This is a genomic window from Vibrio gelatinilyticus (assembly GCF_022836845.1).
GTDB classification, from domain to species: Bacteria; Pseudomonadota; Gammaproteobacteria; order Enterobacterales; family Vibrionaceae; genus Vibrio; species Vibrio gelatinilyticus.
This window is the reverse complement of the sequence record NZ_JAJNNZ010000004.1, coordinates 88,062-102,872: the sequence shown is the minus strand read 5'-3', so window position 1 is coordinate 102,872 and position 14,811 is coordinate 88,062. Positions and strand designations below refer to the sequence as shown.

At 44.6% G+C, this 14,811-nt stretch carries 10 protein-coding genes; 5 read left to right on the top strand and 5 right to left on the bottom strand.

The window, feature by feature from the left end; all coding sequences use genetic code 11:
- Nucleotides 1-117: 117 nt before the first annotated feature.
- The 3 genes from LNL84_RS06610 (at nt 118) to LNL84_RS06600 (ending at nt 4,067) form a co-directional block, all read left to right on the top strand.
- Nucleotides 118-978: a formate/nitrite transporter family protein gene (locus tag LNL84_RS06610; protein ID WP_244356087.1), complete on the top strand. Its 861-nt coding sequence runs from the start codon at nt 118-120 to the stop codon at nt 976-978.
- A 126-nt stretch (nt 979-1,104) separates the two neighbouring features.
- Entirely contained in the window at nt 1,105-1,872 is a 768-nt protein-coding gene (cobA, locus tag LNL84_RS06605; RefSeq protein ID WP_244356085.1) for a uroporphyrinogen-III C-methyltransferase, read from the top strand.
- Between the two features lie 170 nt (nt 1,873-2,042).
- Nucleotides 2,043-4,067 (top strand): alpha-amylase family glycosyl hydrolase, encoded by a 2,025-nt coding sequence (locus tag LNL84_RS06600; protein ID WP_244356083.1) that lies wholly within the window; start codon nt 2,043-2,045, stop codon nt 4,065-4,067.
- Nucleotides 4,068-4,202: 135 nt separating this feature from the next.
- Here the strand turns inward: LNL84_RS06600 and LNL84_RS06595 are convergent, their stop codons facing one another.
- The 5 genes from LNL84_RS06595 to LNL84_RS06575 form a co-directional block, all read right to left on the bottom strand.
- Nucleotides 4,203-5,657 carry a glyceraldehyde-3-phosphate dehydrogenase gene (locus LNL84_RS06595; RefSeq protein ID WP_244356080.1) on the bottom strand — a complete coding sequence of 485 codons (1,455 nt, stop codon included), beginning with the start codon at nt 5,655-5,657 and terminating at the stop codon, nt 4,203-4,205.
- Nucleotides 5,658-5,995: 338 nt separating this feature from the next.
- Nucleotides 5,996-8,533: a choice-of-anchor D domain-containing protein gene (locus LNL84_RS06590; protein WP_244356078.1), complete on the bottom strand. Its 2,538-nt coding sequence runs from the start codon at nt 8,531-8,533 to the stop codon at nt 5,996-5,998.
- Nucleotides 8,534-8,684: 151 nt separating this feature from the next.
- Entirely contained in the window at nt 8,685-10,004 is a 1,320-nt protein-coding gene (locus tag LNL84_RS06585; RefSeq protein ID WP_244356076.1) for a TRAP transporter large permease, read from the bottom strand.
- Nucleotides 9,994-10,665: a TRAP transporter small permease subunit gene (locus LNL84_RS06580; protein ID WP_244356073.1), complete on the bottom strand. Its 672-nt coding sequence runs from the start codon at nt 10,663-10,665 to the stop codon at nt 9,994-9,996. Before LNL84_RS06580 ends, LNL84_RS06585 begins: the two co-directional genes overlap by 11 nt.
- A 60-nt stretch (nt 10,666-10,725) precedes the next feature.
- Nucleotides 10,726-11,742, bottom strand: a complete 1,017-nt coding sequence (locus tag LNL84_RS06575) for a TRAP transporter substrate-binding protein (protein WP_244356070.1) — start codon at nt 11,740-11,742, stop codon at nt 10,726-10,728.
- Nucleotides 11,743-11,975: 233 nt separating this feature from the next.
- On the opposite strand from LNL84_RS06575, the gene LNL84_RS06570 reads away from it, so the two are divergent.
- Nucleotides 11,976-13,403: an NAD-dependent succinate-semialdehyde dehydrogenase gene (locus LNL84_RS06570; RefSeq protein WP_244356068.1), complete on the top strand. Its 1,428-nt coding sequence runs from the start codon at nt 11,976-11,978 to the stop codon at nt 13,401-13,403.
- A gap of 18 nt (nt 13,404-13,421) precedes the next feature.
- On the top strand, nt 13,422-14,693 hold the full coding sequence (gene gabT / locus LNL84_RS06565; RefSeq protein ID WP_244356066.1) for a 4-aminobutyrate--2-oxoglutarate transaminase: 1,272 nt from the start codon (nt 13,422-13,424) through the stop codon (nt 14,691-14,693).
- Nucleotides 14,694-14,811: the final 118 nt, after the last annotated feature.

The following is a 14,811-nucleotide window of genomic DNA, read 5'->3' as shown; positions in this document are numbered from 1 at the left end:
TTTCAAGGAGATGACGAGAATACTTATGAGAATGAATAGCCTATAGGGGTTAGCCACCCTAGCCTCTATCACTATTCAATCTTAACTTTTTAAATACACACTTTTTGGAGAGACACGATGTCTACTGATTTTAAACCGGCTCAATTTGTACAAACCATGGTCGATGTGGGGGAAGCGAAAACGAAAACAAGTACTCGCGATCTACTGCTTCGTGGCACGATGGCTGGTATTATTCTATCTCTTGCTGTTGTCGTTGCTATTACAACGATTGTTCAAACAGGAATGGGCGTGGTAGGTGCACTTGTGTTCCCTGTTGGCTTCGTCATTCTTAGCGTAATGGGCTACGATCTGGTCACTGGTGTATTCGGTCTTGCGCCACTGGCTAAATTTGAAAACCGTCCTGGTATCACCTGGAACCGAATTTTCCGTTGTTGGGGTCTAGTTGGTCTGGGTAACCTTATTGGTTCTTTGCTGGTTGCTTACCTTGTAGCAGTATCGCTAACTGGCAACTTCTCTTTAGAGCTAAACGCGGTTGCTAAGAAGTTCATCGCTGTATCCACTGCTCGTAGCCTTGGTTTCGAAAATATGGGAATGGACGGATGGATCACATGTTTTGTACGCGGTATCTTCTGTAACCTGATGGTATGTTTAGGCGTAATCGGCAATATGACTGCACGCACGGTTGCTGGCCGTGTTGCGATGATGTGGTTCCCTATCTTCATCTTCTTTGCCTTGGTATTTGAGCACACAGTTGTAAACATGTTCCTATTCCCACTAGGTATGATTCTTGGCGCTGATTTTGGTATCGCGACATGGTTGAACTTCAACTTAATTCCTACCATCCTAGGTAACATTGTTGGCGGTCTTGTGATGACCTGCATCCCTCTGTACCTAACTCACGCTAAAACTGCGCCCTCTCTAGATGCAGAAGACGAAGCGGAAGTAGCAGTAAACGCTGAACCTGCATTGAGCAAGTAACACTATCCGGCCTCGCATTAGTTGCGAGGCCACCTTATCCAACCTTTTGGCTATAAACAGTATTAACTTTACCAATAACCGAGTTTTACTCTTTATATCCAAAATTTGACATTGATAGGCATAACTATGACCACTCATCAAACATCTCTAAACACTGGCTTTGTATCCCTAGTCGGTGCAGGGCCGGGAGACCCTGATTTGTTGACAGTGAAAGGATATCGCGTCATTCAATCTGCTGACGTTGTCGTATTTGACCGTTTGGTCTCAAAAGAAATCCTTGCACTTGCCAAACCCGATGCTGAGATGATTTACGTGGGTAAAAAGCTCGATTACCACTGCGTGCCTCAAGAGCAAATCAACCAGATCTTAGTTGAACAAGCACAGCTAGGACGTAAAGTTGTACGGCTAAAAGGCGGTGATTCATTCATCTTTGGCCGTGGCGGAGAAGAATTAGAAACACTTGCAGACAACGGAATCCGTTTTGAGGTTGTTCCGGGGATCACCGCAGCAGCAGGGGCAACCGCATACGCAGGTATTCCTCTAACCCACCGTGACTATGCACAAAGCGTTCAATTTATTACGGGTCACATTCAAAAAGACGGTCGTGAAATAGAATGGGGATCATTAGCCCAAACAAACAACACTCTGGTGTTCTATATGGGTCTGAAGCAAAGTGGTCGTATTACCGATAAGCTCATTAGTCATGGTCTTGATGAAAACACACCCTGCGCCATCATTGAAAATGGAACACGCAGAGAACAACGTGTTTTCCAAGGCGCGTTAAGTGGTCTGCCACAAATGGCCATTGAAGCGAAAAGCCCAGCCCTCATTGTAGTCGGAAGCGTCACGGATCTGCATCAAAAGTTGGATTGGTTTACGCCAAAAAACGTTTAACAATCGATTTCGGTCACGTATTGCGTTAACACTTCTGCACAAATAGTGACCTGAATCTCTCACCCCCAAAAGCTCCTCCTCATATTTTTTAAATGGGGAGGAGCTTTTTATTTCCACACGCTCACATAATAGATTTCGCGGAATGCATAATTAAAAAAAAGGACACTTCTGTGAAACAAGTAGCGAAAACACTCTCCATAGCCTTGGGCTCACTCGCGCTCGCTAGCTGCGCAAGCGAGTCCAACGATGTCGAATCGACTGCTCCAAACTCAGCCTACAGCTGCCAACTATCCAATATAGAAGCCGCTAACGACCTTCGTATATATCAGGTCATGGTGGAAAGTTTTGTTAATGGTAACCCAGACATTGGCCATGGTACGGGGTATGGCACCAGCCATCATATGGGCGATATTCAAGGTATCATCGACTCTCTCGACTACATCGAATCTCTGGGTATGAATGGTATTTGGCTCACTCCTATTTTCTACTCCGCTCCTGTAGATGGGCAATCACACTGGGATGACCGCCTAGATGCAACGGGGTATTTTACTACCGACTATTTCTCGATAGATCCGCGATTTGGAACACTAGAAGATGCCAAACGATTGGTGAATGAAGCCCATAGCCGCGGGCTTTATGTCTTTTTTGATGGCGTATTCGGCCATCACAAAAACAATGTAGTCGCTTCACCAACAGGAAAAATGCCTGTCGGTAGTAGTAACCCTGTCACTTATCCTGAAAGCCTGCCTTTTTATCAAGAGGTCGCTGAGTACTGGATCAAAGAACTCAAAATTGATGGTTGGCGTCTAGATCAGGCTTACCAGGTGCCTACCGAAGCATGGACAGAGATCCGTAAAACGGTTGATAAAGCGTCTCAAAGTGTGACTTATACCGATAAAGATGGCAATCAGGTTAATCCGCTTGGCTATATGGTTGCTGAGATTTGGGCAGGAGAAAATCGAATCATTGAAACCGGTTACGGCTCAAATCAAGCCCCTGCGCTTTGTTCTGCCTTTGACTTCCCAGTTCGCTACCGACTTGTGGAAACATTCGCCGTCAATGAATCTGGCGTGGGCGGTAAAGGCAGCGAATGGCTCGCCGAAGGCATGGATTTGCATCGCCTCTATCCTGACAACGTAAAACCAAATCTCATGTTGGGTAACCACGATCTTGTCCGGTTTGGCGACTTGTTACAGCGCGGTTCTATCGCTGAACCGTCTGACAACGAGTACTGGCAAAGATATCAGGCAGTACTCTCGTTTCAAGCGGCATATAGCGGCCCGATAACCCTTTATTATGGCGATGAAATTGGAGATGAACTCGAAGGATTTGCTGATAAAGTCAGCAGTGACTGCGCAGTAAATGGTTTGTGCGATGACCATGTCGCCCGAACCAGTGCAAAAATTGAAGGTGTTAATACAACTCTTAATGAAAAGCAGAGTTCACTCAAGAATTATGTTTCGCAGCTAATGGAACTTCGCGCAACGAATCCCGCACTCTCTCAAGGAACGAGAACCAATGTGCTGGCCAATCAAGCGGCCTATGCCGATCTGAAACAGACCAACGAACAGTCTATCCTGTACATTGTCAATGTAACGGGCCAACCAGAAAGCATTGCTATATCCGCTGAAACCATCGCATCTTCGCAGACTCTGACAGACCTACTTAGTGGTGAGGTTCTTGCGCTTAAATCCGGCTATTACTCCATTGAGTTAGGGCCTTTTGAAGGTCGATTTTTAAATGTGGACTCTCCGGCTAATAGTGCCCCTATCGCTGCAAGCGCAGGCGCTGCAATGGCGATAGCTCACGGTGTAACGGGTTCTTGTAACGTGCCAACGGTTAATGAGTCAGGGCCAATTAGTGAGACGCTTTACGTTGTGGGTGATTTTAGCGATTCGGGCTGGAAACATGTCTCTGAGCGCGCATTTGAATACAAAGGTGACGGTCTCTACCAAGTAGTAACGTCTGAAAAGCCAGGAAGCTATAGAATGCAATACGCTTCAACAACCTGGTCTCCTCAATATACCGCTGAGGGATTAAGTCTAAAGCCTGGAATGGAAAATGCGTTAACCAAAGGTGGCTATGGTCAAGACACCACTATCACGCTTTTGGAGTCTGGAAAGTATGTTTGGAGCCTTAAATTTGACAGCGATGCCAGCCCGGTCAGTGTAACCGCCAGTGCCTGTAATGATTAAGCCGAGAGATTAGTTTATTTCAGTGAACTACCTAGCGACAGCAGAGCTGAACATTGGGTTTTCTCGCCAACGTTCTATAAAAAACGGCTCCTAATCAGAGCCGTTTTACTATTTGAACTAATCCAAAATATCGGGTTAGAGCGCCGGATACGTTTCGTATTTCACGCCCATCATCTGTTCCATACAATGAACAACCTGGCAGCTATAACCAAATTCATTGTCATACCAAATGTACAAAACACAGCGATTCCCTTCTGCAATTGTTGCCTGACCATCAACCACACCAGGGTGACGAGCACCAACCAGATCAGTTGATACCACTTCTGTTGAATCGGTATAGTCGATCTGAGCAGAAAGCTCTGAGCTCAATGAAACTTCACGCAAATAGGTATTGAGTGACTCTTTGTCCGTTTCCGTTTCCAGGTTTAAATTTGCAACGGCCATAGAGACGTTCGGGGTAGGAACTCGGATGGCATTACCACTGAGTTTCCCTTCGAGCTCAGGCAATGCTTTTGACACGGCTTTCGCTGCCCCGGTCGATGTTAATACCATATTTAATGAAGCAGAACGTCCGCGACGATCGCCAGAGTGGTAATTATCAATGAGGTTTTGATCATTGGTATATGAATGAACCGTTTCAATATGACCAGATATGATGCCATATTTGTCGTTGATCGCTTTAAGCGTTGGTGTAATTGCATTTGTTGTGCAGCTTGCTGCCGATACAATTGAATCTGACTCTTCGATTGTCGAATGATTGACACCAAATACGATATTCTTGATTTCACCTTTACCAGGCGCTGTAAGCAGAACTTTCGACGCCCCATTACAGCCTAAGTGCTGCCCTAGACCTTCAGCATCACGCCACACGCCAGTGTTGTCGACGACCAGAGCGTTTTCGATTCCGTACTGGCTATAGTCCACTTCACTTGGACCATTTGCGTAGATAATCTGGATATAATTACCGTTGACAATCAGTGCTTTAGACTCTTCATCAACAAGGATGCTGCCATTAAACTGGCCATGAACTGAATCACGGCGAAGTAGACTCGCACGTTTTTGTAAGTCGCCCTCGCGACCACCGCGCACGACAATCGCACGTAAGCGCAATGGATAACCGGAACCACTCTTTTCAACCAAGATACGCGTTAGCAAACGTCCGATTCGGCCAAATCCATAAAGAACGACATCTCTAGGTTCTACAGATTGGTTACTTTCAATACTTTGACATAATGCCGTCATCAAAAAATCAGCAAGATTGTCAGTATTCGTATTTGATGCCCAATACTGTGCCGCAAGTTGGCCGACGTCGATACAACAAGGCGAAAGATTTAGGCTAGCAAGGGTTTCGATAATTGGGGCAGTTTGGTTCAAGTGGATTGAAAGGTCAGTGTAGTGGCGAGAGAGTCTGTGAGTTTTGATGATATCAATAATTGATGCGTTCACCAGAGTCTTGCCGAAAAGTAGTACTTCAACCCCTTTGTCTCTGTAAAGTCGACCTAGTATCGGGGAGATAGTTTCAGCGGTCGTTTGATTTTCTTGCCATTGTTTCTGATGTTTTTCAGAATGCGAGATGTCAATTGTGCTCATGATCGGTTAGGGACCTCTAATAAGTTGAGCGCTCGCCATTCCAGCATGTAGGGTACTAGAGATAGGAGCAGTTTCTGGGGATGTAATCTTATTGTTACTTTTTATGATGGCGAGTGTAACAAAGAGAGACTTATTCTCCTAGTAAAAATAAACACACCAAAATAGTCACAAAACCCCCATCCTCCAGCATAAATAACTGTTGAATATTTCGACCAAAGTCGCAAATTTATAAACCATGCAATCTACTTAATTCTTTTCGATAATTAAGTATTCACACTGAAAATAACCATAAAAAAAGAGTGCGTAAGCGCACTCTTCCAGTTTACATCGCCAGTAATCTACTGACAGTAAGGGCTGATTTTTGCGCCTTCTTGCAGTGCAAGGTCCCATGCGAACTCGTTGTTATCACTAACATAGTAGTAAATCACATCGTTTGGCAGCATAACAAACTGTATGCCCCCATAACCTGACATATAAGGGACGTGTTGCTCACAACCACCCGGTAAAGTTTTCAGCTTAGACCAAACACTATTACTGTAGTATTTGCTATCTGATCTAACGTCCAACGGAGGTGATGTCGGATCAGCAAATAGAGCGATTTCCAATTCAGCGGCATCAAGCATCTGTTGGCCGTTTATTTGACCTCGATCGATACTGGTAAACTTGGTGATTTTAATGATGTCATCACGAAGGTAAGTCAATCCGTAGCCACCAAAAGGCATTGCCACAGAGTCATAGGTTCTGCGTGTATCTTGTGTCCCAAGATCAACATTGAGTGGCTTCCAAATATCGTTAACGATAATGTCAGCGAAAACATCTGCAGACTGCCCTCGCTCAGCTTTTACAAAGTTCTGCGCGGCAACCGTAGCGATATAGGTATCGGTTGTATGGTAATTAAAGAAAGTCCCTGGTTGCGCCTTTCTAGGATAACGACTGACTGAGTAGTCAAGTTTACCATTGTGATCAAGTACCAAAAAGAAACCTGTGTCATTGGCTGTCGAATACTCGTCACTTAAATAGCCTGACGATAATCTGTAGTTACCCGTGGCCATATCGATCGCATTATCAGGAGTGACGTCTAACCAGTCTCCCTCAGGATCAGCCGCTGCTTCTGGAATTAAGTCAGTTAAGTCACTTTGCATATAACCTGGATAAAGCAGCTCCAGCCTCATCGAAGCCGTGCCAGCAAGCGCTGTTTTAGCCGTTGAATAAGAAGGCACTCTTAAGCGTTCACAATAAGGGTGAAGCCCTTGCCTGGTTCCGCAGCCACCAACATAATGGACATCGTCTACAAAGACTCCATAGAGTGTCATATGTTCTGGAGAGACTTCAGAAGAATGACCAAAGTTCGCCACATCGATATTTGATGAAGGAAAATCTGATACCAGCTCTTCAATGGGTTTTGTTTGAATTTTACTCGCTTCATAGGCTTGATGCGCTTGCTTGATGTCTAAACTATTTGTGACCGATTGTGGCTGATAAGTCGCAGCTACACTTCCCCACATATCGAACTTGTAGTACAAGCATGTTTCTGAAGCAATTTGATAAGCGACATCACTCATTGACGAGTTATCAAAGGTGAAAGTCATAAGCCCATTATGAACACAGTTAGAGTTTTTCTGCATTAGCGAGAATGGAATTGAGGCTCTTGATTTACCATTATCACTCGTTTCTTTCCAAACTCGGCCAGGTTCCAAAATGTACTCCCAATACTCATGGGAGTTCAACTGAATACCACGTTGTACCGGAATAAGGTGCGTGCCCGTTTGCACGAAGTCATACGAAAATGGAGGGATATGTTTACGCGGGTCATCGGCATTTGATGTATATCTATAAGTATCTTCATGCTCTGTAAACTGCCCGACTCCTGCACTTTCAGGATTATTTAAGGTTATGCGCCCCTCGAATTGATGTTCAGGCTGAGCGGCTTGTTCCGGCAAAGCAAATGCCTGGTTGGACACCAACTGAGTGACATTCCCGCCATTCAACTGCTGATAAGTCAACTCGCTTCTCGATACTACACCACTGCCAGAAAGCGGTTGATAGTTTTCGATGTAACCTTGGCTTTGATCCTGGCTGCCATAGCCTGAAATAGCGACCGTGGCAGTCGGATTCGCCGGGTCGTTAGAGTTTACATCAAGAGAAGTGCTTTGAGTGCCAAGGCTTTGTGGATTGAATGCCAGTTCGATATTACAAGCGCTCGATGCTGCTACGTTGGTATTAGAGCATTGGTCATTAAGAACAGCAAAGTCGCCGCTCAAATTTGAGATAGAAGAGATAAAAAGGGGTTGCTGACCAGCGTTAGCGACAACCAGCGTCTTATTAGCCTGGTTACCAATGGTGATACTACCAAATGACAAAGAGTCCTCCACGTCAATGACTGGCTGCTCTACAACCTGCCCCATGTCGCCTTGAAGCACAACATCATCGATATAACAGTGATCCGCCGTACCTGCGCTGGCTCTGAATCGAATAGTCACGCTATCAGCCGAATCACTGATTGCTTGCACACTAGGATAAAACGTCGCGTTATCCTGCCCATTACCAAGGGAGGCAATAATGCTATACGTCGCCCCACCATTTGTTGAGTATTCGGCATAGCAATAGTCACTATCTTCCAATAGCCTTGATGCCATCGCAAATGAAAGAGACACATTATTAGCACTGGAAATATCAACGGTTCTCGATATCTGTCCAGTTTCCTTTAAATAAGCAGAAAGCCCTGCTTGACTGTAACTAGAATCTGTTTGTACATTTCCAGAGCTATCCCAATTAGATACCCCGGAATCAAAGTTATCTTCAAATATTACGTCTGCATATACAGAGGCAGACATGGCGCTACCAATAATTATTGGCACGAGCGTTGACAGCTTCATTTTATTCTCCATTTAGATATATATGTGTAGATATCCTGAGAACTCAGTTAACCAACAGCTCTTTGGGTTAGCACTTCAGGTGATTCGTTTGATAAGCCTCCTATAAGCCATCAAAAAGGCCCCTAATAAGCTAGAGGCCAAATAAAAGGTATTAATTCATTACTTTGTTAGGCAACCATAAAACAAGCTCTGGAAATACCATACAGATAATTAGTACAGCAAGTTGAACGACAATAAAAGGGGTGACCGAACGATAGATATCCATCATTGTGACGCCTTTTGGCGCTATGCCCTTTAGATAAAACAGTGCAAAGCCGTAGGGAGGTGTTTGTACCGCGATAACAATATTTAATATCATCAAAACACCAAACCAAATTGGATCATAGCCAAGGGTGACCGCAACCGGAGTGAATATAGGTGCACACATCAATACAATAATAAACTCATCAATGATAAAACCAAGGAAAAGCATTATTAATTGAAACATAATAATGATCATTATTGGTGGTAAGTCGATACTGGTGGCAAAATTAGACACCATGTTTTGCACCCCCATTAATAAATGGAAGTTACTAAAAATGGAAGCACCTAAAATAATCCACATCGCCACACTGACTAATAGTGCAGTTTGTACTCCAGCTTTATGCATCATTTGTGGTTTGAATCGCTTAAACAATATTGCCAAAATAATGGCACCAACCACACCAATTGCCCCAGATTCAGTAGGGGTTGCTATCCCCATGATAATGCTACCAAGAACCGCAACAATAAGTACCAGCGAAGATAAACCGTCTCTTATGGTTTTAAACAACTCAAAACCTTTAGGGACTTCAATGTCATTTTCTTCATCTAAAGGAGCGCGTTTGGGATTGAGTTTGCAGCTGATCACGACATATGCAATCAAAAGCGTCACAGTAATTAGTGCCGGTATCATCGCCGCTAGAAACATTCTACCGACAGAGTTTTGTGTTGCAGACGCAAACATAATCATTGGAATACTTGGTGGTATGAGAATGCCTAGCGATCCACCAGCCATAATCACGCCTAATGCGAGCTTTTTATCATAGCCACGATCAAGCATTGGCTTGAGAGCAATGCTACTCGACGTCATGATGCCAGCTCCGATGATACCTACCATCGCACCAATCATAGAACATACGCCAATCACACTAATCGCAAGAGAGCCTCTTACCCGCCCAATCATTAATTGGCTAGCGTTAAACATGGCATCACCGATGCCCGAACGTGTAAGCAATTGGCCCATATAGATATAAAGTGGTATCGCAAGCAGAATAAAACTAAAGAAGGTAGCTTCTACTGTCGTAGGGATAATGTTGAAGAGCGCTTCTCCCCATGTCATGTACCCAACTCCCATCGCGATTCCCGCTAAAGCCAGGCCAACTTGCGCACCCAATGCGAACATGACCAATATGCAGCCAAGTAAAACCAGAGTTAGTACTTCAATTCCCACGTGAACCCCCTACTACTATATTATCTGTGGCAACAGCGTGTTTGGCCGTTAATGCTTCTTCATTGTCGCTCTTATTGGCTTGCTTAGTATCTGCATTGTCTGGTTGATGCTGCGCTGCATGTTCATGCTCTTTGTATGCGCCGGGAATCAACTCTCTTTTTGTGATCAAGGCAAATACATGACCAATAAACTGAACAGAGTATTCAGCGATAAAGATTAAAGACGCTACGGCCATCATCAACCAAAAATGGTCAACTCTAGGAGCCCATTCTGATTGGCGTCTAAAACCGTATTCATAGGTTTCTAGGAATTTTTCAAAACACAATTTGGTCATAACAATTAAAAATCCCACCGCTAATACGATGGTCAATATGCTGAAACAACGACGAATTACGATAGGGACTTTTAGATAAAGAATGTCGACGTTAATGTGGGATTGCTTTTGCTGGGCATAGGCGCCGCCCAAAGCCGATATATAACCAAAAATAAATAATGACGTGTCATACGCCCAAATTGTTGGGGTATTCATTACGTATCGAGCAAATACTTCGAACGCAACCACACTCGCGAGTAACGGCATTAACAAGGAGACAGAGCGTCCAATCCCCCAAACCACATAACGAACGCTGCGGCAATAAACTACTAAGGTTCTTTCCAACATCACTGCCTCCTGGAAAAAAGAAAAAGGTGAACCCTGGGTTCACCTTTTAAAGCGCCTAAGTTATAGGCTTTCTAGTTGTTCGATTAACTGTTTAGAGTATTTGTCTTGATCTGCATATTCTTTCGCAAGAGATTTTCCTGCATTTTTCCATGCTGTGAAGTCAGCTGCCGACGGTTGTGGGCTCCACTGAAGACCTTTCTCTTCCATTTGTGCAACTGCTTGAGACTCCCACAAGATTGATTTAGTCATTTGCTCTTGTGCATGAATCGTCGTTGCTGCTTTCACGATAGCTTGAAGATCGTCAGGTAGCTTGTTGTACTCTTTTGTATTTACAACAATTGGCAACACTTGCGCACCTGCCAATGGCAGTGGGTACATGAACTTAGCAACTTCTACATGGTTACCATCACGATGGTCAATCATATTAGAACCGATTGACGCATCAATCACGCCCGTTGCTAACGAAGTATAGATTTCGCTCCAAGATAGTGTCACTGGTGATGCGCCTAGATTACGCAAGAACTTACCGTAAGCGCCTGGAGCACGGATTTTCATACCTTTGAAGTCTTCAATAGAGGTGATCTCTTTTTTCGAGATGATATAAACCGCAGGCTGAATATAAGGGTCAAGCCAGGTCATCCCTTGAGAGCCGTAAGCCGCTTTTAGTGTCTCAGACCAGCCTTTTTCATGGAACAATGTGCTTAGTTTGCCTACGTCTGCCGTGCCGCCAGGAAGGCCGATCTCTACAACACCTGCCGGTAATTCACCCGCATGCATTGATTGGAATGGAGCCCCCATCGTTACCAGGCCTGATTTAACGGAAGATAAAATGCCACTAGTGCCAACACCTTCGCCAGAATACAGAACTTGAACTTCGATGCGACCGTTAGACATTTTCTCAATATTGTTTGCTAAATTTTCATAGACCTCACCGTAGGCGGTACCACGCCCATAAAGATTAGCGAAACGCCAGTTGTACTCTGCCGCGTAACTTGCTGCTGAAGCCGCTAAAGAGGTCACACCAATCGCTGCTGCAAGCAAACTACTTAATAGTTTCTTTCCTTTATTATTCGACATTTTTCTTCCCCGTTGCATGTACTTGAGTGTATTTACGCCCACTTGAAATGTTGCATAAATGTTTCATCACTCAATATAGGAGGTTGAAAATTTTCGTGTTAGAACCAGATTGCAACTTCGTGTGGTACCAGCATGAAACCGTTGGTACCATAGGAAACTCGCATCTGGCTCTAAAATATTTAACAATCTATTTCTATTATCTTTACATGCAAATGGATACATGGAGCCAATCAATGAAGCATATTGTTAACAAATCGTTAATCTCAATTTGCTGTGAGCCAAGCGATCACGCAATACCTGTTTATAACCCAGCAAATCAAGAACTACTGACTCATATTCCATCTATATCGTCTGACGAACTATTGGATATCATTGAACGTTCCAAACAAGCGCAAAAAGAATGGGCCGCTCAAACGGCCTCAAATCGAAGCAGCATTTTGAAGCGTTGGTATGACCTAATCATCGAAAACAGTGATGACTTGGCGAGAATTATGACTCTTGAACAAGGAAAGCCGCTAGCAGAAGCAAAAGGTGAAGTGATGTATGGGGCTTCATTTGTTCAATGGTTTGCCGAAGAAGCAAAGCGCACCTATGGTGATACCACGCCAACGCCAGCTGCCAATAAACGAATTATGACAATCAAACAGCCTGTCGGTGTGGCTGCTGCGATCACTCCTTGGAACTTTCCCATAGCGATGATCACCAGAAAAGCTGCCCCTGCATTGGCGGCTGGCTGCAGCTTTATTACCAAACCAGCTAACCAAACGCCGTTGTCAGCATACGCAGTTGCCGAACTAGCCCATCAGGCGGGTTTACCTAAAGATCTATTGGTTGTCGTTAATAATCACTCTTCAGTAATGATTGGCGATATTCTTTGTAGCCATAATGACATCAAGAAATTGTCGTTTACTGGGTCAACTGAAGTTGGCCGTCACCTGATCAAACATACCGCTGAAACAGTCAAACGCACCTCTATGGAACTGGGTGGTAACGCGCCATTCATTGTTTTTGACGATGCTGATCTCGATGCAGCGGTTCAGGGAGCGCTCGCGTCTAAATTTAGAAATGCTGGCCAAACTTGTGTGTGTGCGAATCGACTCTATGTTCAGCGGGGGATCCACAAACAGTTTGTCGAAAAATTCACTGATGCTGTTCGCGGGTTAAAAGTAGGAAATGGCCTGGAATCAGGCATAACCATTGGCCCGCTGATTGATCAAAATGCCAAACAAAGTGTGCTTAAAATGATTGAAACCGCAGTCAATCAAGGAGCCAGTTTGGCCTATGGTGGACGTGCTTTAGAAGGTCAGTTTCTAGAGCCAACCATTTTGACTGGGGTTACTGCACAAATGGATATCGTGCAGCAAGAAATTTTTGGTCCCGTAGCCCCAATAATCACTTTCGATAGTGAAGATGATCTCATTGTTCAAGCCAATGACACTATTTACGGACTTGCCAGCTATTTCTATACACAAAACCTGAGTCGGGCGTTCCGAGTAGCCGAAGCTTTAGAGTATGGGATGGTTGGTATTAACGAAGGGATCATATCAACGGAAGTTGCGCCTTTTGGTGGCATAAAACAATCTGGTTTTGGTCGTGAAGGTGCCAAGCAGGGAATCGATGAGTATATGAACGTCAAGTATATTTGCTTGGGCGGTCTATAGGAAAGCAAGGGAATCAACATGACAAATCAACAATGGCAACAAAGAAAAGACGCAGTCATCGCAAAGGGAATGGGAAACCTCGCTCCTATCTACGTTGAGTCTGCTGAAAATGCAACGGTCACAGATATCGAAGGAAACCGTTACATAGACTTTGCGTCTGGAATCGCTGTAACAAACACAGGCCATAGCCACCCAAAAATCAAACAAGCCGTGCAAAAACAGCTCGAGCAGTTTAGTCACACCTGTGCCATGGTTACGCCCTACTCTAGTTTTGTTGAACTAGCGGAAAAAATCACTCAAAAAGCGCCAATATCCTCAGAAACGAAAGCTGTCTTTCTTACAACGGGCGCCGAAGCTGTCGAAAACGCAGTGAAAATCGCCAGAGCTCATACTGGCAGACCAGGGGTAATTGCCTTTCGTGGTGGGTTTCACGGCAGAACCAATCTTTGTATGGGGCTGACAGGTAAAGTTACGCCCTACAAAGCGGGCTTTGGTCCCTTCCCGGCTGACATATTTCATGCACCGTTTCCTAATGGCTATCATGGTATTAGTGAACAGCAAAGCCTACAGGCGCTAAACGACATCTTCTCATGCGACATTGAACCTGAAAGAGTCGCCGCGATTATCTTCGAACCTATTCAAGGCGAAGGTGGCTTTTACGCAGCACCACCAGCATGGGCAAAAGCCATACGCGATATTTGCGACCAGCATGGCATCGTTCTAATTTGTGACGAAATTCAGACTGGCTTTGCCAGAACTGGAAAACTCTTTGCCACAGAGTATCTCGACATTGAACCCGATCTTATGACGATGGCAAAAGGCATTGCTGGCGGCTTCCCGATTTCGGCGGTAGTTGGTAAAGCCGACATCATGGACGCACCGCTTCCCGGAGGTCTAGGAGGCACATACGCGGGCTCTCCTTTAGCCTGCGCGGCAGGTCTTGCTGTACTGGATGTTATCGAAAAAGAACAGCTTTGCGCTCGCGCAGAAGAAGTGGGTAGTTTTTTTAGAAACAGACTTTATGACATTCAAAATCAATGCCCGAAAATTGGTGATATCCGACAAGTTGGAGCAATGATAGCGATAGAGCTCAACGATCCTAAATCTGGACTGCCTTTGCCTGAACTGACTAAGTCTTTAGTACAGCAATGCACCGCTAACGGCGTCATCATTCTCTCTTGTGGGGTGAAAGGGAATGTTATTCGCTTCTTGCCACCGTTAACAATTGAGTTCCCACAAATAGAACAAGGGCTAGCGATACTAAAGGATTGCTTGCTAGCTGATAAATAGTAGCTTTGATGTAACCATACAGCGTTTGGTTACGTCACCTTCCAGAGAGTACCTATCCTATTGTTTTATATGGTATTTGAGAGCAACCTCTCAGCTATTAATCTTAATGTGGACAATA